We start from the raw sequence: 18,893 nt of genomic DNA, 5'->3' as shown, positions 1-18,893 counted from the left end.
GTCAGCTCACCACCTTGAGGCCGATGACGCACGCCACCAGGCCGAAGACCAGGGCGAGGCGGGCGAAGGACGCGGCCTCCTGCCGACGGAGGATCGCGACGACCACGGTCAGGGACGCCCCGATGCCGACCCAGACGGCGTAGGCCGTGCCGACCGGGATGCTCTTCATCGCGAACGCCAGCCCCACCATGCTCAGCGCCATCCCGGCGACGAACACGATCGTGGGGACGACCTTCTTGAAGCCGTTCGAGGCGCTGAGGGCGGTGGCCCAGACGGCCTCGAGCACGCCGCTGAGCACGAGGATTGCCCATGCCATGACGATGTCCTTTCCTGCGGGAGTCGTTCGTTCTCGTTGTCGTACGACTGTGCGACAACGACCTCGACGGTAGCACGAGTTGGTACGACTGTGCGAGTATGGCGTCGTGGCCAGGAGCATGGACGTCGACGAACGGCGCCGCACCGTGTCCGAGGCGGCGTGCCGGGTCCTCGTGCGCGACGGGCTCGGAGCGTTGAGCGTGCGGAACGTCGCCGCCGAGGCCGGACTGCCGCCGAGCACGGTCCGCTACACGTTCCCGACCCAGGCGAGCGTCCGCGAGCACACCATCACGCTCGTGTTCGACCGGATCCGCGAGCGCATCGACGCCATCCCCGACGACCTCACGCCGGCCCGACGCGCACGCCGGATCGTGCTCGAGCTGCTGCCCCTCGACGAGGAGCGGGTCGTCGAGCTCGAGGTCTACCTGGCACTCGGCAACGCCGCGCTCACCGACGTCGGGCTCCGGCCGACGCTCGACCGGACCGTCGCGGCGATGCGGACGTGGTGCGAGGAGGTCCTCGGGTTGCTCGGGGTACCGGCGGACGACCGGGAGTACGAGGCCTGCCGGCTCCACGCGCTCCTGGACGGACTCGCGATGCAGGTCGTCCGGCTGGCTCCGGGGGAGTCCGGCGACTGGGCGATCGACGTGCTCGACCGGCACCTCGACGGCGTCACCGCGGGTTGAGCCGCCCCGTGCGCAGCCCCGGGCAGGAGGCGTCACCTATCCTGTCCCGGTGACGACGACCACGCGGCCGCCGCAGCGCACCCGGAGCCTCACCGGCCCCGGCCTGGTGCTGCTCGCCGTCGTCGTCCTGCTGGGCATCCGGCTGTTCTCCCCGAGCATCGGGTCGACCGGGCTGCCGGACGTCGTGCAGGACTTCCTCACGCTGGCGATCAGCGTCGTCGTCGAGTCCCTGCCGTTCGTGGTGCTCGGCATCGTGCTGTCGATCGTCGTCGAGGTCTGGGTGCCGGTCGGCGCGCTCGAGAAGGTCCTGCCGCAGAACGCCTTCGGCCGTCGGGCCGTGATCTCCCTGATCGGCATGCTGTTCCCGGTGTGCGAGTGCGGCAACGTCCCGCTCGCCCGTGGCCTGATGATGCGCGGGTTCACACCGGCCGAGGCCGTCACGTTCCTGGTCGCGGCCCCGATCCTCAACCCGCTCGTCATCATCAGCACCGCGCAGGCGTTCGGCTGGTCCGGGTGGATCCTGCCGGTGCGCATCGTCGGCGGGTTCGTCATCGCGAACCTCGTCGGCTGGATCGTCGCCGCGCACCGCCGTCCGGCCGACCTGCTGCTCCCCGCCTTCGAGGCCCGGTGCCGTGCGGCCGTCGGAGCGCCCCGCGGCCTGCACCGCTGGCGGCAGAGCGCCGCGCAGTTCGGCGGCGAGACGGCGACGATGATGCCGGCACTGTTCGTCGGTGCCGGCCTGGCCGCGGCGATCCAGGTCGCCGTGCCCCGATCGACCCTGGTGGCCGTCGGCTCGAACCCGGTGCTGTCCGTCGCGGCGATGATGCTGCTGGCGATGACGGTGTCGCTCTGCTCGAACGTCGACGCCTTCTTCGCGCTGTCCTTCGCGTCGACGTTCCTGCCCGGGTCGATCACGGCCTTCCTGATCATCGGGCCGATCATCGACGTCAAGATGATCGCCCTGCTGCGCACGACGTTCCGGGTCCGCTTCCTGGTGCTGCTGTCCGTCGTGTGCGTCCTGTTCGCCGGAGCCGTCGGGTTGGTGATGAATGTCCTCGTCTGATGCACGCAGCAACGCGGCCGCGTACCTGGGTCTCGGGTCGGTGCTGGCCGCCGCCCTCTGCACGCTGTGGCTCGCGCTGGTCGGGCACCTCGACCTGTACATCAACCCGCGCTACTCGGTGTTCACGGTCGTGCTCGCCGCCGTCGGGGTGCCCGCGTCGATCGCCGGACTGGTGGCCACCGCCCGCGGGTACGGCCACACGCACGGCGACGACGAGGACGACCTCGATCTGCACCAGCAGCAGCGGACGGGAGGCCGCCGTCGCGCCGTCCGCCTCGCCCTCGGCGGAGCCGCCGCCGTCGTCACGATCGGTGTCACCGTCGCGATGCTCGTCCTGCCGCCGACGACGCTGTCCGCCCGCACCGCCCAGCAGCGGAGCGTGGACTCCGCGACCCTGTCCAACGCCACCGGCTCGGAGTCCGCGGTGCAGCTGCTCGGCAGCGAGGGCGTCGACACCTCGGAGTACGGCGTCAAGGACTGGGCCGCGCTGATCCGGCAGACCACGGACACCACGGCCCTGGTCGGCAAGCAGGTCGAACTGACCGGCTTCGTGGTCCCCGGGGACGACGGGTCCTTCACCCTCACCCGCTTCGTGATCAGCTGCTGCGCCGTGGACGCACAACCGGTCGGCCTCGATGTCGTGACCGGCGACGGCGACGGCACCGGGACCGTCCCCGACGAGGGCCAGTGGGTCACCGTCCGCGGAGCCCTGGCCGCCAACCCGGACCAGTCCGCCCACGCCCGCATCGTCGTCAAGGCCGCGAAGATCACCGACATCGCCCAGCCCGAGGACCCGTATGAGTTCTGAGCGCCGCGGAGACCAGCACCACGGAGACCAGCGCCGCGAGCGCCGCCCCGTCGCACACCGCTTCCACCGCCGGTACGTCGCCGTCGTGGTGGTCCTCGCCGTGGTCGCCGCGCTCGCCGCGGTCGTCGGCTCGCAGCAGGGCCCGCGGCTCCGCGACGTTTCCTACGACGCGACCGGTCTCGTCACCCGGCCGGCCCAGCGGGTGATCCTCACGGCGAACCAGGCGCTGCAGAAGGTCGCCGCCGCCGACGTCCGGGTCAGCCCGGCTGCGGCGCACACCGTGACCTCGAGCGGCAACACCATCGCCGTCGAGTTCGCCGGACCCCTGGCCTACGACCGCGAGTACACCGTGACGGTCGCGGGCGTGCGGGCACCCGGGCAGCGTGCCACGTCCGACCTGACGGCGGCGATCCGCACCGGCAGCACCGACGTGCTCGCGCTCGTGCCCGGGCAGGCCGGGGCGAAGGACCGCATCGTCCGGCGATCCCTCGACGCGGGCGGCGCCACCACCGTCTACGAGGGCACCGCGATCTCCGAGTACGCCCGGCTCGGCCGCTCCCTGGTGGTCGTGAGCGGCACGGACGCCAGCTCGTCCGTGGACATCGTGGCGCTGAGCGGTGGCGTGCAGGACGCCGACGCCCCCGTCGAACACCTCACCCTGCCGACCGCCGAGGGTCGCGTCACGGCGCTCCACGTCGCCGACGACGGTGCCTCGTTCGGGTTCGAGTACGCCGACACCTCGACCGGGCAGTCCCGGAACACCGGCCTGTACGTGGTCGACATGACGGGCACCCACATGCCCACGGCGATCGCGGCGAACGGCAAGCCGAAGACGGGCGCCGTGCCGATGACGGTCGGGCAGTGGGCCTACGTGCCGCGGACCGAGAGCGCGCTGGTCCGGACGGGCAGCGACGACCTGGTGCTCGTCGACATGAGCGGGCGTGCCGACCCGGTCCGGCTCGGCAGCGCCACCTACCTGCACGGCTTCGTCGGTACCGGCACCACGGCCGTCGTCGAGACGGGCACCGGCATCGAGCGGCTGGACCTGACCGACGGGTCGAAGTCGGCGCTGCAGGCGCCCGCCGCGAGCACCGATGCGGCCGTCCTCGGCCGCATCGCCCAGCTGTCCGACGACACGTACCTGCGGGTGCTGGGGGACGTGCGGTCCGACGGCACCATCGCGGCACGGATCGTGCGGGTGGACGGGGGACGGGCCTCCCGGCTGCCGGTGACGATCCCCGACGACGCGAGCGTCACCGCGGTCTGCCCGTCCCCGAACAGCCAGTTCGTCGCGGTCGCGACGAAGTCGGCGACCGGCGAGCTCGTGAGCATCGTCGACGCTGCCTCTGGTGCGCTCGAGGCGAGCATCGACGCGGGCTCCGTCGACTGGTGCGGCGCGCTGCCGTCCGGTGACGAGGTCGGCTGACGGCACCGAGACGACAGACTGGAGGCCCGGTACCAGCTGGTACCGGGCCTCCAGTCGTTCAGGTGGTGGCGACTACGCCAGCGTGGCCGCGTCGATCACGAAGCGGTAGCGGACGTCCGAGGACAGCACGCGCTCGTAGGCCTCGTTGATCTGGTCGGCGCTGATGAGCTCGGTCTCCGGGAGGATCCCGTGCTCGGCGCAGAAGTCGAGCATCTCCTGGGTCTCCTGGATGCCGCCGATGGCGGAACCCGCCCAGCTGAGCCGACGCGGGATGAGCGCGAAGGCCGGCACCTCGAGCGGCTCGGACGGAGCGCCCACGTTGACGAGCGTGCCGTCGACCTTGAGCAGGCCCAGGTAGGCGCCCATCGGGATCTTCGCCGAGACGGTGTTGATGATCAGCTCGAAGGAGTTCGCGAGCTTCTCGAACGTCTCCGGGTCCTTCGTCGCGTAGTGGGCCTTCGCGCCGTAGCGGAGCGAGTCCTCCTGCTTCGAGGTGGTCTGCGACAGGACGGTGACCTCGGCGCCGAGCGCCACGGCGATCTTGACGGCCATGTGGCCGAGCCCGCCCATGCCGACGACGGCGACCTTGGTGCCGGGACCGGCGTTCCAGTGGTGCAGCGGCGAGTAGGTGGTGATGCCGGCGCAGAGCAGCGGCGCGACCTTCTCGATGTCGAGCGACTCGGGGACACGGAGGACGAAGTCCTCGTTCACCACGACGGCCTGCGAGTAGCCGCCCTGGGTGATCGAGCCGTCGGCCGGGTCGACGCTGGCGTAGGTGCCGATGTTGCCCTTGAGGCAGTACTGCTCCTGGCCGGCGACGCAGTTCTCGCACTCGCCGCACGAGTTCACCATGCAGCCGACGCCGACGCGGTCGCCGACCTTGTGCTTGGTGACGTTCTCGCCGACCTCGGTGACGTGGCCGACGATCTCGTGGCCGACGACCTGCGGGTACTGGATGGGGCCCCACTCACCGCGGACGGTGTGGATGTCCGAGTGGCAGATGCCGGCGTAGGCGATGTCGATCGCGACGTCGTCCGGGCCGACGTCCCGACGGGTGATGGTGGTCTTGACGAGCGGCTCGGTCGCTGACGGTGCCGCGTACGCGTTGACGGTGCGCAATGATCTCCTCGTGGGGGTGGTGCGTTGCAGGCCGGTTCCGGCCCGGAACCAGTGTGCGCGCAGCCGCGGCCGGGTGGGAGGTACAACCAGGACACCCCTGTGCCTGCGGACGGGCGCGTCGCGTCGTTCTGCTCGCTCAGGCGAGCCGGGCCAGCCGCTGCCCGGCGATCGTGGCGAAGCGCAGCGGGTCGGCGAGGGCGTCGTCGGGTTCGCCGGTGGTCTGCGTCGCGAGCACGGTGAGTGACGCCGCGGCCCCGTAGTCGTCGAGCGGGGCCTCGATCGCGCCGGCGACGAGCATCGAGCGGGCTCCGGGAGCATGCGCCGCGGTCAGGTCGCGGACCACCGAGGGCACCTTGCCGACGGCGCTCTGCCCGTCGAAGCGCCCTTCGCCGCTGATCACGACGTCGGCCCCGTTCGCTCCACCGGCCCCGTTCACGTCGGACCCCTCGAGCAGCCCCGGCAGCCCGAGGACCTCGGCGACGGCCGCGGCCCCACCGGCGAGCGTGGCGCCCCACACCAGCAGGCCGAACCCGACACCGCCAGCGGCTCCGGCGCCCGGGGTGTCCGGGTCGACGTCGGGGAACCGCGCGGCCCAGGTGGCGAGCCGGTCGTCGAAGGACGCCACACGGTCGGGCGTGATGCCCTTCTGCGGGCCGAAGACGGCGGCGGCACCGGTCGGACCGAGCAGCGGAGAGGTCACGTCGGTGAGCACGGTGACGCCGAGCGGAGGGAGTGCTCGGAGGCCGTCGGTGGCGGCTCCTTCGCTGTCGAGTCCGAGCGCCTCGAGCACCGGACGCCCGCCGTCGGTGGACGCGCTGCCCCCGATGCCGAGCACGAGCCCCGTGGCACCGGCGTCGAGCGCGGCGGCGATCGCCTCGCCGAACCCGCGGCTCGTCGCCGTCTCCGGCATCGGTGCGTCGAGCAGGGGGAGGCCGCTCGTCGCCGCGAGCTCCACCACTGCGCGGCCGTCGGGCAGCCGCAACCAGTGGGTGTCGACCGGCGTGCCGGCCGGCCCGGTGACGGTGACGGGGACCCGGACTGATGCGGGGACGGCGGTCTCGAAGGCGTCGAGCGTGCCCTCGCCGCCGTCGGCCATCGGGACGAGCACCACGTCGTCGTCGGGGCGCTCGGTCAGCCAGCCGGCACGAACGGCCGTAGCGATCGACGCCGCCGTCGCGGTGCCCTTGAACGAGTCCGGAGCCACGATGATGCGCACGGTTCCCACCGTAGCGGCCGGTTGCGAGACGCCGGCGTGTGCAGAACACGCCGGCGTGTGCGCGGGAGTGAGACGCCGATGTGTGCGCAGGACGCCGCGTCGTCCGCGAGACGCCTCCGGATTCGGCGGCGTCTCGACGACATGGCGGCGTCGAACGAACACGCCGGCGTCTCGCGAATGACCGCGCGCTCGCGTCAGGGCGCGGGCACCGGCTCCGGCAGGGAAAAGCGCGGGAGCGGCACGCCGCCCGTCGCGAGGTCCGCGAGCATCTCGCCGAGCAGCGGCGCGAACTTGAAGCCGTGCCCGGAGAACCCCGTCGCCACGGTCAGCGGCCCGACCCGGTCGATGACGAAGTCCTCGTCGGGGGAGTTGTCGTAAAGGCAGCTGATGAACGTCGGCTTCGTCCCGTCGACCCCCGGCACGTACCGCGCGACGTACGCCTGCAGTCGCTCGGCCTCGGCCGGCACGGGAGTGAAGTCCCGGTGGTCCGGGTCGACGACGGGCCCGGTGCCGTGGGACCCGACCTTGACGCCCTCGCCCGGCGTCAGCAGCCCGTACACGTCGTCGCCGTCGGCCCAGTGCACGAAGCTCGGCCAGGCCGCGTCCGGCAGATGGCTGGGGAAGTGGGCCGGCTGCTCCTGGGTCACGCGGATGGCCGGGAGGCCCGCCCCGCGTCCGGCGAGCAGCTCGCCGACCAGCGTGGGGGCCCACGAGCCCACCGCGGCCACCACGGACGCGGTGCGGACCGCGCTGCCGTCGGACAGCGTCACGGTGACGTCGTCACCGTGGTCCTCGAGCCCGGTGACCCGGGTGTCGAACCGCAGGTCGGCGAGACCGGTCGCTTCGGCCAGCGTGAGGAACACCTCGATCGTCCGGTCGGAGCGGATGCGCCCGGCCGACGGATGGGTCAGCACGTGCCCCTCGAACGCGATGCCGGGCCAACGTGCTGCCGCCTGGTCCGGCGTGAGCGACTCGTGCGGGATGTCCGCGTCGGCGAGGGCCGCGGCGATCGCGTCGACGACCTCGGGCCGGCCGTGGTCGACGGCACCCGTGCGGACGATGAGCTCTTCGCCGGCGGCGGCCTCGAGCGCTCCCCACAGTTCGAGCGCCCGGGTGGTCAGCGCGACGTACTCCGGGTCGGCGTAGCCCTGCCGGAAGATCCGGGTCGCACCGTGCGAGGACCCGAGGTGGTGGCCGCGGGCGTGCTGTTCCACGAGCAGGACGCGCTCGCCGCGGGCGGTGAGTGCGTACGCGGTCGCGGCGCCGACGACCCCGGCACCGATGACGACCACGGGGGCGGTGTGTTCGGGGGAACCGGGGGAGGAGGACATGCGGCGAGCGTACGTCCGACGGAGCGAGTGACGGGAATCGAACCCGCGCTACCAGCTTGGGAAGCTGGAGTTCTACCATTGAACTACACTCGCGCGCCCCGCAGAACGGGACTCGGCAAGCCTAGCGGATTCTCGCCTGGAAGCCAGCCGACCGCGCACCGTACGCCGTCTCGCGGGCGCGTGTCGCGCCTCCCGAGTCTCCGCTGTGAGGGTGGGCGCCTGACGGACAGGTGTCGCCCCCGTGTGTACCGTCCAGGGAGTTCCAGCCCCGAACCGAGGAGGACCCGGATGGTCAGGCATCCCCTCATCGACGACGTGGTCGGCTCGGCGATCGTGGTCGAGTCCGCCTCGCCCGTCGTGTGGCTGACGGACGCGCTCGCCTCGCTGCTCCGTCGGTCGGCGGACGCCGGACGGACGGTCGTGCTCCGCACCGGCCGGGCCGCGGCGATCACCCCGGCACTCCGGCACGCGCTCGGCGCGTACGGCGCCGCGTGGGCGGTGTCCGACTTCGACGGCACGCTGCGTGACGGCCGGACCGGCGTCGCCGCCTCCGACATCGAGGACTTCGTGCACCGCGGCCCCGAACTCGTGGGCACCCCGTCGCCAGAGCACCCCGTCTCGGCCGACTCGGTGCGACAGATCAGCATCGACCTGACCCTGCGCCACCACCCCGGCCGTGCGGTCGACATGGGCTCCGCGATCGAGGCGCTGTGCCACACGGTCGGCACCTGCCCGACCCGGTGGGGCACCGCCGAACCGCTCACCGTGCCGTGGGACCGCTGGGTCGTCACGCAGTACGCGAAGCACGAGGCACCCGGCATCTCGACCTCGTACGCCGTCGGCGAGGGGTTCTCCGCGACGATGACCGCGCACCTGGTCGGCGGGGTCGTCGTCGAGACGATGTCCGCCGTGCTCACCGTGCCCGAGGAGAACACCGACCCGGGCCTGGCGAACCGGATGTTCGACGCCGTGCAGCGGGTCGCCGACCAGGTCGTCCCCGTGTTCGGCGTGGTCATGCAGCGCCGCGGCGACGCGGACCACCTGGTCCGGGCCGTCTCGCACGGCGAGCCGTCGCCGCTCGCCGTCGTCGTGGGCCCCGAGGCCGCCGGCTTCCTGGACCGCGACGGCGTCTGGCCGCCACCGCGGACCACCACCGCAACCTTCGCAGCAGGCTCAGGCTCGGCCGCCCGTCCGGATGCCGACGCGGCTGACGACGGGGGCATGATCGTCCGCTTCGAGGACGGCTGGGAAGCGCTCGAGTCGTTCCTCGACCGCATCGACGAGGACCGCTTCCTGCAGCTGGTCGGTGGCGCACCGCTCGACCCCGCGCACGACGAGGGCACGCTCGACGGACACGTCCGCGACGACCGGATGGTGGGCGGTCAGGGTGCCGCGTGACGTCACCATCCTCTGCCGCCAGCCGGTGGAGACGCGCGAGGTGGCGGAGGCGCTCCTGCTGCACGACGAGACCTGGGGTGTCCGGGCGCTCGACGACGGCCCGATGATGCAGGTCTGCCGGGACGCCACGCACCCGGTGATCACCGTGCTCGGCGTGCGTCGGGTGGACTCCTTCGACGAGGTCGAGCGGATCCTGCCGGACGCCCCGACCCTGGCGACGCCGCTGTGGTGGGTCGACACCGTGACGCCCGCCGGCCCCGACGGGGAATCGGGGATCTCCGCCGCGCTCGAGGCCGCGATGGACCTCGACGCGGTCTGCATCGTCCACGGGGACTGACCGGAACCGCGCCCGCCGCGTGACCGGTGCTGCGGGTCAGTCCCGCTTGCTCATCGCCGCCAGGCGCTCGTTGTAGGCCTTCAGGTCGGCGTCACCGTCGCGGTCGGCCTTGCGGTCGAGGCGCTTCGCGTCGCGCTTGTCCGAGCGCATCCAGTTCCGGACGACGAGCAGGGCCACGAACACCATCGGGAGCTCCGAAGCGCCCCAGGCGATGCCGCCGCCGGTGTGCTGGTCGTCGAGCAGTGCGGCGTCGTTGGTCTGGCCCAGCGCGTGGAACCAGTCGATCGCGAACACCGACTGCGACGTCATGACCGCGACGCCGAAGAACGCGTGGAACGCCAGGGTGGCCAGCAGGGTGATGATGAGCATCGGGTACGGCGGGCGCTGGGGGCCCGGGTCGACGCCGACGAAGACCCAGAAGAACAGGTAGCCGCTCAGGACGAAGTGGATGATCATCGCGACGTGCCACTCGTGCGACTGCATCGCGGCCTGGTACGCCGGCGTGAAGTAGAACACCACGAGCGACCCGGCGAAGATGATCCCCGCGACGGCGGGCTTGCCGAGGAACTGCATCCAGCGGGAGTGCACGAAGAGCATGAGCCACTCGCGGGCGCCGCGTGAGCCGTCGTTCCGGACCGGCAGGGTGCGGAGCGCGAGCAGCACCGGACCGCCGAGCACGAGCGGCAGCGGGACGAACATCATCAGCAGCATGTGCTGGAGCATGTGCGACGAGAAGTGGATCATGCCGTAGACGGCAGGGCCGGCCGACGTGGTCCAGATGAACAGGGCGCAGCCGATCAGCCAGGCGATGGTGCGCCCGACGGGCCAGGCGTCGCCGCGCTTCCGGAGCTTGCGCACCGCCAGCAGGTACCAGACGGCCCCGACGACGGCCAGGCCGAGCCACACCCAGTCGAGGTGCCACTGGGTCAGGTAGGTCTGCGTGGTCTGTGCCGGCGGGAACGGGAACCCGATCAGGCCGGAGCGGGTGTCCTCGCCCGTCGCCGGGGTCTGCGGGATCGGCGGCTGCGAGCGGGACACGGCGACCGAGACACCGATGGCCACGGCCATGAACACGATCTCGGCCAGGGCGAACCGTGTGAACAGGCGGCGGTCGAGCGGCGCGCGGAGGAGCCCGGGCACGAGCTTCCGGCGCTGCACGATCCCCGCGACGCCGAGCAGTACGAGGATGAGCGCCTTGACGGTGATGAGCCAGCCGTACGTCGTCGTGAACAGGTCGAGCGGGCCGGTCAGGCGCAGCGACGCGTTGACGATGCCGGAGAACGCCACGGCCCCGAACGACCAGCCGGCGAGCGTCGAGTACCGGGCGATCACGCGTCCGGTCGCGCCCTTGGTGCGGGTGCGGAGCAGGACCACGGCGACCAGGCCACCGGCCCACACGCACACCCCGACCAGGTGGATCGCGAGCGAGTTCACCGCGTTCGCGTGCTCGAGCGACCCCGCGGCGTGGCCGGACAGGGCCAGGGGGAGCAGGGCGAACAGGCCGATCACGGTGGCGAACGCCAGGGTCGTCACCCGGGTGGCGAAGGCGGCGACCACCGTGGCGACGAGGATCGCGGCAGCCGACACCACGAGCGCCTGGCCGATCTCGACCTGGAACGCGAAGAGCATGAAGTTGCGGGCGAACACCGGGCTGGTGAGCGGGACACCGAGGGTGTTCGCGCCGGTCAGGACGATGCTCACCGCGGCGGCCAGGAACCAGACGGCGCCGGTCGCAGCAGCCCACCGGGTGGCACGGTGCTGCACGCTGGACAGGGCGCCGTGGTCCTTCTTCTGCGCGGGCAGCGCGAACGCCGCGACGATGAGGAGCCCGATGGTCAGTGCCGCCATCGTGTCGTGCACGACGCGGGCGATCGGCAGGCCGTACTCGACGACCTCGCCGGCGGACACCAGCTGCTGACTCGCGCTGAAGGCACCGGTGATCGTCAGCCCGAGGATCGAGCACGCGACGGCCAGCGGGATCGCGATGACGAGGACCGTCGCGACGGTGGACGAGCGCCCGGTGGTGGGGGCGGCGTCCGGCGCTGACCCCGTGGGCTGGGTTTCGGGTGACGTGACGGTCATGACCGTCCAATCGTAGGCGTGTCGGCTGGACGGCGGCCCCTCGGATGCGCGCTCAGACCCGCCGTTCCCAGATGCCCTCGCAGCCGACGCCGACGAACCCGACGGCCTCGTTCACGTCGAGCATGTGGCGGTTCTCCTCCGCGTTGAACGTGATGACCGAGGGACGCCCCGGGAACCGCCGCTCGAGCTCCTGGATCCCGACGACCTTGAGCAGCCAGCCGAGCCGGTGGCCGCGGTGCTCGCGGAGCACCAGGGTGTCCCACTGCTGTGCCGGCCGTGCGGGGTCGTCCGGCACGGACAGCTGCGTGAAACCGGCCAGGGTGGTCGTCGGCACGTGCTCGACGGACACGGTGAGCAGGGTGCGCGGTGCCCGGGCGAGCTCGTCCTCGTGCTCCCGGAGCCGTTCGGCGGTCCAGACGTCCTCGGGCTCCTCCATGTCCCCGGCGGGCGCGTCGGTGCTCATCCGGGTCTCGAGCAGGGCGATGCCGTCGAGCCACTGCTCCGGCGTGCGACCGGTCCAGGCGTGCACGCGGTACTCCGGCCCGGCGGCAGCAGACGCCCGCTCGTGCAGTCCGCGCACCACGGATGCGTCGGCGGGCAGCGGGAGCCGGCTGATCCGGTTCACCTGGCCGAAGTGCCAGCCGCGGGCGGTCAGGAACCGCACCCCCGCCTCGTCCTCCGGGACGGCGCCGAACCCCGTCGGGGCCTGCACGTACCCGGGACCGGACGCGGGCCCGACCTGCCGTGAGACGGCGTACGTCTTCCACTGCGTGCGGCCGTCGGCGCGGGCCATCGACTCCAGGTGGTCGGCGAGCAGCGTCCCGACACCGCGGCGCTGGTGCTCGGGGACGACGCCGACCGACAGCCAGCAGTTGGTGGTGCCGGGCTCCTGCTTCGTGTCGTACGAGCCCGCACCGACCACGGTGCCGCGGTCGTCGCGGGCGACGACGAGCCGGCTCGGGGCACCCGGCTCTCGGCACAGCGGCAGGTACTCCTCCGGCGTCCAGGCCAACTCGTGCAGCCCGTGCACGGCGGCTTCGGCGCCGTCGGACACCGCGAGCCACTCGGCGAAGGTCGCGACGGTCGCCGGGTCGTCGTCCATGGCGGCGGGCACCGTGATCTCGTCGACGGTGTACATGGTCATCACTGCTCCGAACGCCGCCCGCCCGGGTGGTGGGCAGCCTGGCAGCATACCGGCGCGACGCGCGCTGCCGCTAGGCTTCGTCCGTGCTGCTCTCCGACCGCGACATCACCGCCCAGCTCGCTGCAGGCCGGATCGGCCTCGACCCGTACGATGCCTCGCTCGTGCAGCCGTCGAGCATCGACGTCCGGCTCGACAAGTTCTTCCGGCTGTTCGACAACCACAAGTACCCGCACATCGACCCCGCGGTGGACCAGCCCGACCTGACCCGCCTGGTCGAGACCGACCCGGACGAGGCGTTCGTGCTGCACCCGGGCGAGTTCGTCCTCGGTTCCACGTTCGAGGTCGTGACGCTGCCCGACGACATCGCCGCTCGGCTCGAGGGCAAGAGCTCGCTCGGCCGCCTCGGCCTCCTGACCCACTCGACCGCGGGCTTCATCGACCCCGGGTTCTCCGGGCACGTGACGCTCGAGCTGTCGAACGTCGCGACGCTGCCCATCAAGCTGTGGCCGGGGATGAAGATCGGACAGCTGTGCTTCTTCCAGCTGTCGAGCCCGGCCGAGAAGCCCTACGGTTCCGCCGAGTACCAGTCCCGCTACCAGGGTCAGCGTGGCCCGACCGCGTCGCGCTCGGCGCAGAACTTCCACCGGGCGGACGTCTCCGACCCGCGCTGAGCGAGTGCCGCTCCGGCGGCGGACGAAATGTTGGATGCTGTGTATCGTTGCAGCATGTCCGCTGTCCCCCCACGGTCCGCCCCGCCACTGTCGGCCGCGGTGCTCATCCGCGACGCCCGTGAACGCGCCGAACTGACCCAGGTCCAGCTCGCCCAGCGCGCCGGCGTCACGCAGAGCGTCATCAGCACGTACGAGAACGGTCGGCGCGAACCGTCGCTCGCAGCCCTGCAGCGGATGCTCCGCGCGGCGGGCTTCACGACGACGATCGACCTGCAGCCGGTCGAGGAACCCCCGCCGCTCCTCGAGCGCGTGGTCGCGGCCCGGCAGGACCTCCTCGAGATCGTGCAGCGGTTCGGCGGGCGGAACCCCCGGATCTTCGGCAGTGTCGCCCGGGGTGAGGACGGCCCGGACAGTGACGTCGACCTGATGGTCGACGTCGACGCGGGGCTCGGCATCTTCGCGCTGATGCGCATCCAGGACGCCGCCGAACGGCTGCTCGGGGTCCGGGTCGACGTCGTCGACGCCGCGGGTATGCGCCCCGGGGTCGTCCGGACCGCGGTGCCGCTGTGAGTGGGCAGCCCGGCATCCGCCGTGCTGTGGCCGACCGCCTCGACGACGTCATCCGGGCATGCGAGGCGATCCGGCGCTACATCGACGACGAGCGGGTGCCCGAAGACCTGGTGCACGACGCGGTCCGGATGCGCCTGGTCGAGATCGGTGAGGCGGTCCGGGTGCTCCCCGCCGGGGTCACCGCGAGCGAGCCCGGCATCCCGTGGTCGCGCGTGTCCGACCTGGGGGAGCGGCTGACCCGGCGGTACTTCGACACGACGCGTGCGCTGGTGTTCGGCACCGCCCGCACCGACGTCCCGCACCTCGCCGACGCCGCGCGCCGGTTGCGCGCTGCCCACCCCTGACGGACGCGGGCACGGACCGGGCGCGGCCACGTGCCCTGGGCGGACCACACGGCGGACTGGAGGCACGGATCACGACGTGCACCGAGCCTCCCGTCCGCCGTGTGGCCGGCCCCCGGACGACGCAGGACGGCCCCGTCTCGCCGAGGCGAGACGGGGCCGTCCGTGGTGCTGGGGAGATCAGCCCTTCTTGGCGAGCTCCTCGAGGGTGTCGTTGCCCTTGTAGGCCTCGACGGCGTTGTCCTTGGTGACCAGGACCGGCGTGAGCTCGATCGCGGGGACCGTCTTCTTGCCGTTGTAGTTGTTCGTCTTGTCCATCTTCGTGTCGGGCTTGTCGCCCTTCGACAGCGTGGAGACGAGGTCGACGGCCGCCTGGGCCTCCTTCGACGTGTCCTTGAAGATCGTCGAGTACTGCGTGCCCTGCATGATGAGCGGGATGGACGCGGTCTCCGAGTCCTGGCCCGTCACGACGGGGTTGTCCTTGCCGGCGGCCTTGGTCGCGGTGAGGATCGCACGGGCGAGGGTGTCGTTCGGCGACAGGACGCCGTCGAGCTCGGTGTCACCCGTGTAGTACTGCGAGAGCAGGTCGGTCATGCGCGACTGGGCCTTCTGCGCGAGCCAGCCCTGCGTGACGACCTTCTGGAACGTGGTCTGACCGGAGACGACCTTGATCGTGCCGTCGTCGATCTTCGGCTGCAGGACGTCCATCGCACCGTTGAAGAACACGGTCGCGTTGGCGTCGTCCGGCGAACCGGCGAAGAGCTCGACGTTGTACGGCTTGTCGCCCTTCTTCTCCTCGAGGCCCTTGAGCAGCGCCTCGGCCTGGAGCTGGCCGACCTTGAAGTTGTTGAACGCCACGTAGTAGTCGACGTTCTTCGTGTTCAGGATGTTGCGGTCCCAGGCGATGACGACGGCGCCACGGTCCTTGGCGGACTTGACCTGCGCGGTCAGCTGCGAACCGTCGGCGGCACCGATGATGACGGCCTTGGCGCCCTTGGTGATCATGCCCGAGATCTGCGACTGCTGGTCGGGGACCGGGTTGCCGGCGTTGGCGTACTGGATGTCGGCCTTGAAGCCGGCGTCCTCGATCGACTTCTTGAACGCGGCGCCCGCGAGGACCCAGTTCTGCGAGGTCTTGGCCGGCAGGGCGACGCCGATGAGGTCGCCCTTCTTGATGGTGCTGGTGCTGCCGGCGTCGTCGGACGAGCCGCGTGCCGAGCAACCGCTGAGGGCGAGGCCCGCGATGAGCGCCAGGCTGAGGCCGGCGACGATCTTCTTGCGCATGTGATTGCTTTCTCTTCGTTGAGGAGGTGTGGGGCCGAGGCCCCGGTGTGGGGAGTTGGGACTAGGGGAGGGTGATCTTGTCCGGCTGGTCCTCGATGGACCGCGGCTGCTGGGCGGCCACCGTGTTCTGCTCGGTGTCCTTCCGCTGGAACTGCCGCATCATGCCGCCGATCAGCGACGGGCGTCCCTGCGACTTCGAGTAGACGTCGAAGGCGACGGCGACGAGCAGGACCAGGCCGCGGATGATCTGCACCTGGTTCGACTCGAGGCCCATGAGCTGCAGACCGTTCGACAGCAGCGCCATCACGAGACCACCGATGATCGAGCCGGAGATCGTGCCGACACCACCGGCGACCGCCGCGCCACCGACGAACACGGCGGCGATCGCGTCGAGCTCCCAGCCGGTGCCGTCCGCGGGGCCCGAGGCGCCGGAGTAGGCGACGAACACCATGCCGGCGATCGCGGCGAGGACCGACATGTTCATCATGACGAAGAAGTTGACCTTCTTCGCGGAGACACCGGACAGGACGGCGGCGTTCGCGTTGCCACCGACGGCGTAGACCTGGCGACCGAAGATCGTGTTCTTCGTGACGAAGCCGTAGACGATGGTCAGGACACCGAGGATGATCGCGACGATCGGGACCGAGGTGCCGACCGGGCCGGCACCGAACAGGTACGTCGCGACGAGCGTGACGGCGACCAGGATGCCGGTGCGGACGATCGAGACCCACAGCGGCGGGACCTCTGCCTGCATCTTCCGGCGGCGGGCGCGGCCGCGGGCCTCGATGATGATGAGTGCGAGGATCGTGACGAGCCCGATGAGCAGCGTGCCGTTGCTGTAGCCGAAGTCGGGGCCGAAGTCACCGAGGAAGCCGGCGCCGATCGGGGTGAAGCCGTTCGGCACGGGGACGGACGTCGAGTTGCCGATGATCTGGTTCACGCCACGGAAGATGAGCTGACCGGCCAGCGTCACGATGAAGGCCGGGACCTTCACGAACGCGACCCAGAAGCCCTGCCACGCACCGATCAGGGCACCGCACGCGAGACCCAGGATGATGGCGGCCCACACCGGGAAGTCCCACACGGCCATGGACTGCGCCACGACGATGCCGACGACCGCTGCGACCGAACCCACCGACAGGTCGATGTGCCCCGCGATGATGACCATGACCATGCCGAGCGCCAGGATCAGGATGTAGGAGTACTGCAGGAACAGGTTGATGACGTTGGTCGGCTCGAGGATGAGCCCGTTCGTCGTGACCGAGAAGAAGATCAGCAGCACGATGAGGGCGATGATCATGCCGTACTGGCCGATGCTGTTGCCCTTGCCGAAGAGCAGTTTCAGGTTGTTCATGAGGCGGTGGCGCCCTTCCGCGCGGAGGTCATGCTGCGCATGAGCGATTCGGGATCGGCCTGGTCGGCCGGGAGGTCAGCGGTGATCTGGCCCTCGAAGATGGTGTAGATCCGGTCGGAGAGACCGAGGAGTTCGGGGAGCTCGGACGAGATGAGGATGATGCCCTTCCCCTCGGCCGCGAGCTGCTGGATGATCCCGTAGATCTCGAACTTGGCACCCACGTCGATGCCGCGGGTGGGCTCGTCGAGGATCAGGATGTCGGGGTCGGTGAACATCCACTTGGACAGGACGACCTTCTGCTGGTTGCCACCAGAGAGCTTGCCGACGTTGTCCTCGACGCTCGGCACCTTGGTGCGGAGCATCTTGCGGTACTTCTCGGCGACCGAGTACTCCTCGAGCGAGTCGACGACACCGGCCTTCGAGATCTTCTGCAGATCGGCGGCGACCGTCGAGCGCTTCACGGTGTCGAGCAGGTTCAGGCCGAGCGCCTTGCGGTCCTCGGAGACGTAGCCGATGCCGTTCTCGATCGCCTGCTGGACGTTCGTGACCTTGATCTCGCGGCCGTCCTTGATGATCTGGCCGTCGAGCCAGGTGCCGTAGGAGCGACCGAACAGGCTCATCGCCAGCTCGGTGCGTCCGGCGCCCATGAGGCCGGCGAAGCCGACGATCTCGCCCTTGCGGACGTGGAAGTTCGAGGCCTTGCAGACCAGGCGCGACGGGTCGATCGGGTGCTGCACGGTCCAGTTGCGGACCTCGAAGAAGGTCTCGCCGATCTTCGGGGTGCGGTCGGGGAAGCGCGACTCGAGCGATCGGCCGACCATGCCGCGGATGATGCGGTCCTCGTTGACGCCGTCTGCCTTGACGTTGAGCGTCTCGATGGCCTTGCCGTCGCGGATGATCGTGATCTCGTCCGCGATCTGCTCGATCTCGTTGAGCTTGTGGCTGATGATGATGCTCGCGATGCCCTTGGCCTTCAGTCCGACGATCAGGTCGAGCAGGTGCTGGGAGTCGTTCTCGTTGAGCGCGGCGGTCGGCTCGTCGAGGATCAGGAGCTTGACGTCCTTGTGCAGGGCCTTCGCGATCTCGACGAGCTGCTGCTTGCCGACACCGATGTTCTTGATCTGCGTGTCCGGGTCGTCGGCCAGGCCGACGCGGGCGAGCAGGTCCTGCGCACGGAGCTGCGCGGCGGTCCAGTTGATGACGCCAGCACGGCTCGGCTCGTTGCCCAGGAACAGGTTCTCGGTGATCGAGAGCTCCGGGACGAGCGCCAGCTCCTGGTGGATGATGACGATGCCGGCCTGCTCGGACTGCTTGATGTTCGAGAAGCGGACTTCTTCGCCCTCGTAGACGATCTCGCCGCTGTAGGTGCCGTACGGGTAGACGCCCGACAGGACCTTCATCAGGGTCGACTTGCCGGCGCCGTTCTCGCCGCAGATCGCGTGGATCTCGCCGGCGCGGACGCTGAGGGAGACGTCGGCCAGCGCCTTCACACCAGGGAACTCCTTGGTGATCGAGCGCATCTCGAGGATCGTCTCGGGTGCGGTGATCGACCGGGTCTCGAGGCCGGTGTCGATCGGGGTTGACGCCACAGTGCATCTCCTTCTGCCGCTTCGGTGCGGCAGTGTGTTCGGGTGGTTCTGCTGCGGCAGCGAAAGCACAGGGGGCCTGTGTGGACTTCGTTGTCGCGTCCGGATCCGGCTCGGTGTGACGCTCATGTGAACGGTCACATCGGCTGGACGGAGGCAATT

General features: G+C 70.7%; 18 protein-coding genes and 1 tRNA gene. 9 read left to right on the top strand and 10 right to left on the bottom strand.

What is annotated here, in order from left to right; translation table 11 throughout:
* Window position 1: 1 nt before the first annotated feature.
* A complete protein-coding gene (locus tag DEJ01_RS01305) occupies window positions 2-316 on the bottom strand; it encodes a multidrug efflux SMR transporter (RefSeq protein ID WP_027464946.1) in 315 nt (104 codons plus the stop codon).
* A 106-nt stretch (window positions 317-422) separates the two neighbouring features.
* On the opposite strand from DEJ01_RS01305, the gene DEJ01_RS01300 reads away from it, so the two are divergent.
* From DEJ01_RS01300 to DEJ01_RS01285, 4 genes are read left to right on the top strand one after another with little or no spacing between them, the layout of a single operon-like run.
* Window positions 423-1,001, top strand: a complete 579-nt coding sequence (locus DEJ01_RS01300; RefSeq protein ID WP_164941264.1) for a TetR/AcrR family transcriptional regulator — start codon at window positions 423-425, stop codon at window positions 999-1,001.
* Between the two features lie 49 nt (window positions 1,002-1,050).
* A complete protein-coding gene (locus tag DEJ01_RS01295; protein ID WP_071246228.1) occupies window positions 1,051-2,064 on the top strand; it encodes a permease in 1,014 nt (337 codons plus the stop codon).
* Complete coding sequence (locus DEJ01_RS01290) at window positions 2,051-2,872, top strand: TIGR03943 family putative permease subunit (RefSeq protein WP_111092004.1); 822 nt, start codon at window positions 2,051-2,053, stop codon at window positions 2,870-2,872. Before DEJ01_RS01295 ends, DEJ01_RS01290 begins: the two co-directional genes overlap by 14 nt.
* Window positions 2,862-4,298 (top strand): hypothetical protein, encoded by a 1,437-nt coding sequence (locus DEJ01_RS01285; protein ID WP_111092003.1) that lies wholly within the window; start codon window positions 2,862-2,864, stop codon window positions 4,296-4,298. The genes DEJ01_RS01290 and DEJ01_RS01285 overlap by 11 nt, the downstream gene beginning before the upstream one ends.
* Before the next feature lie 72 nt (window positions 4,299-4,370).
* Here the strand turns inward: DEJ01_RS01285 and DEJ01_RS01280 are convergent, their stop codons facing one another.
* The 4 genes from DEJ01_RS01280 to DEJ01_RS01265 all read right to left on the bottom strand — a co-directional run bounded on the left by DEJ01_RS01280 (window position 4,371) and on the right by DEJ01_RS01265 (window position 8,057).
* A complete protein-coding gene (locus tag DEJ01_RS01280; RefSeq protein WP_071404920.1) occupies window positions 4,371-5,417 on the bottom strand; it encodes an NAD(P)-dependent alcohol dehydrogenase in 1,047 nt (348 codons plus the stop codon).
* A 136-nt stretch (window positions 5,418-5,553) separates the two neighbouring features.
* Window positions 5,554-6,633 carry a glycerate kinase gene (locus tag DEJ01_RS01275; protein ID WP_111092002.1) on the bottom strand — a complete coding sequence of 360 codons (1,080 nt, stop codon included), beginning with the start codon at window positions 6,631-6,633 and terminating at the stop codon, window positions 5,554-5,556.
* 194 nt (window positions 6,634-6,827) lie between these two features.
* Window positions 6,828-7,964, bottom strand: a complete 1,137-nt coding sequence (locus DEJ01_RS01270) for an FAD-dependent oxidoreductase (protein WP_111092001.1) — start codon at window positions 7,962-7,964, stop codon at window positions 6,828-6,830.
* 22 nt (window positions 7,965-7,986) lie between these two features.
* Window positions 7,987-8,057, bottom strand: a tRNA-Gly gene (locus DEJ01_RS01265).
* Window positions 8,058-8,252: 195 nt separating this feature from the next.
* Between DEJ01_RS01265 and DEJ01_RS01260 the strand changes: the two genes are divergently transcribed.
* Both DEJ01_RS01260 and DEJ01_RS01255 read left to right on the top strand, forming a co-directional pair.
* Window positions 8,253-9,362, top strand: coding sequence for a DUF6177 family protein (locus DEJ01_RS01260; protein WP_071404923.1), 1,110 nt, complete (start codon window positions 8,253-8,255; stop codon window positions 9,360-9,362).
* On the top strand, window positions 9,352-9,699 hold the full coding sequence (locus DEJ01_RS01255) for a hypothetical protein (protein ID WP_027464937.1): 348 nt from the start codon (window positions 9,352-9,354) through the stop codon (window positions 9,697-9,699). The genes DEJ01_RS01260 and DEJ01_RS01255 overlap by 11 nt, the downstream gene beginning before the upstream one ends.
* A gap of 36 nt (window positions 9,700-9,735) precedes the next feature.
* Here DEJ01_RS01255 and DEJ01_RS01250 read toward each other — a convergent pair whose 3' ends face one another.
* Both DEJ01_RS01250 and DEJ01_RS01245 read right to left on the bottom strand, forming a co-directional pair.
* Complete coding sequence (locus tag DEJ01_RS01250; RefSeq protein WP_111092000.1) at window positions 9,736-11,781, bottom strand: cytochrome c oxidase assembly protein; 2,046 nt, start codon at window positions 11,779-11,781, stop codon at window positions 9,736-9,738.
* Window positions 11,782-11,833: 52 nt separating this feature from the next.
* Window positions 11,834-12,925 carry a GNAT family N-acetyltransferase gene (locus DEJ01_RS01245; protein ID WP_181438326.1) on the bottom strand — a complete coding sequence of 364 codons (1,092 nt, stop codon included), beginning with the start codon at window positions 12,923-12,925 and terminating at the stop codon, window positions 11,834-11,836.
* 83 nt (window positions 12,926-13,008) lie between these two features.
* Between DEJ01_RS01245 and dcd the strand changes: the two genes are divergently transcribed.
* The 3 genes from dcd to DEJ01_RS01230 are packed head-to-tail and all read left to right on the top strand — an operon-like array spanning window position 13,009 to window position 14,510.
* Entirely contained in the window at window positions 13,009-13,596 is a 588-nt protein-coding gene (gene dcd, locus DEJ01_RS01240) for a dCTP deaminase (RefSeq protein ID WP_071404926.1), read from the top strand.
* 54 nt (window positions 13,597-13,650) lie between these two features.
* Window positions 13,651-14,166, top strand: a complete 516-nt coding sequence (locus tag DEJ01_RS01235; protein ID WP_111029679.1) for a helix-turn-helix domain-containing protein — start codon at window positions 13,651-13,653, stop codon at window positions 14,164-14,166.
* Window positions 14,163-14,510 (top strand): DUF86 domain-containing protein, encoded by a 348-nt coding sequence (locus DEJ01_RS01230; protein ID WP_084740843.1) that lies wholly within the window; start codon window positions 14,163-14,165, stop codon window positions 14,508-14,510. The genes DEJ01_RS01235 and DEJ01_RS01230 overlap by 4 nt, the downstream gene beginning before the upstream one ends.
* 177 nt (window positions 14,511-14,687) lie before the next feature.
* Here DEJ01_RS01230 and DEJ01_RS01225 read toward each other — a convergent pair whose 3' ends face one another.
* The 3 genes from DEJ01_RS01225 to mmsA all read right to left on the bottom strand — a co-directional run bounded on the left by DEJ01_RS01225 (window position 14,688) and on the right by mmsA (window position 18,665).
* Window positions 14,688-15,791, bottom strand: coding sequence for a sugar-binding protein (locus tag DEJ01_RS01225; protein ID WP_110864942.1), 1,104 nt, complete (start codon window positions 15,789-15,791; stop codon window positions 14,688-14,690).
* A 61-nt stretch (window positions 15,792-15,852) separates the two neighbouring features.
* The gene (mmsB, locus tag DEJ01_RS01220; RefSeq protein ID WP_111046218.1) at window positions 15,853-17,145 is read right to left on the bottom strand and encodes a multiple monosaccharide ABC transporter permease; all 1,293 of its coding nucleotides are present in this window, start codon (window positions 17,143-17,145) and stop codon (window positions 15,853-15,855) included.
* Complete coding sequence (mmsA, locus tag DEJ01_RS01215) at window positions 17,142-18,665, bottom strand: multiple monosaccharide ABC transporter ATP-binding protein (protein WP_042538695.1); 1,524 nt, start codon at window positions 18,663-18,665, stop codon at window positions 17,142-17,144. The genes mmsB and mmsA overlap by 4 nt, the downstream gene beginning before the upstream one ends.
* Between the last annotated feature and the right edge of the window lie 228 nt (window positions 18,666-18,893).

It is taken from the genome of Curtobacterium sp. MCLR17_040, assembly GCF_003234735.1.
Taxonomy (GTDB): domain Bacteria; phylum Actinomycetota; class Actinomycetes; order Actinomycetales; family Microbacteriaceae; genus Curtobacterium; species Curtobacterium flaccumfaciens.
This window is presented reverse-complemented; position numbering and strand designations above follow the sequence as displayed.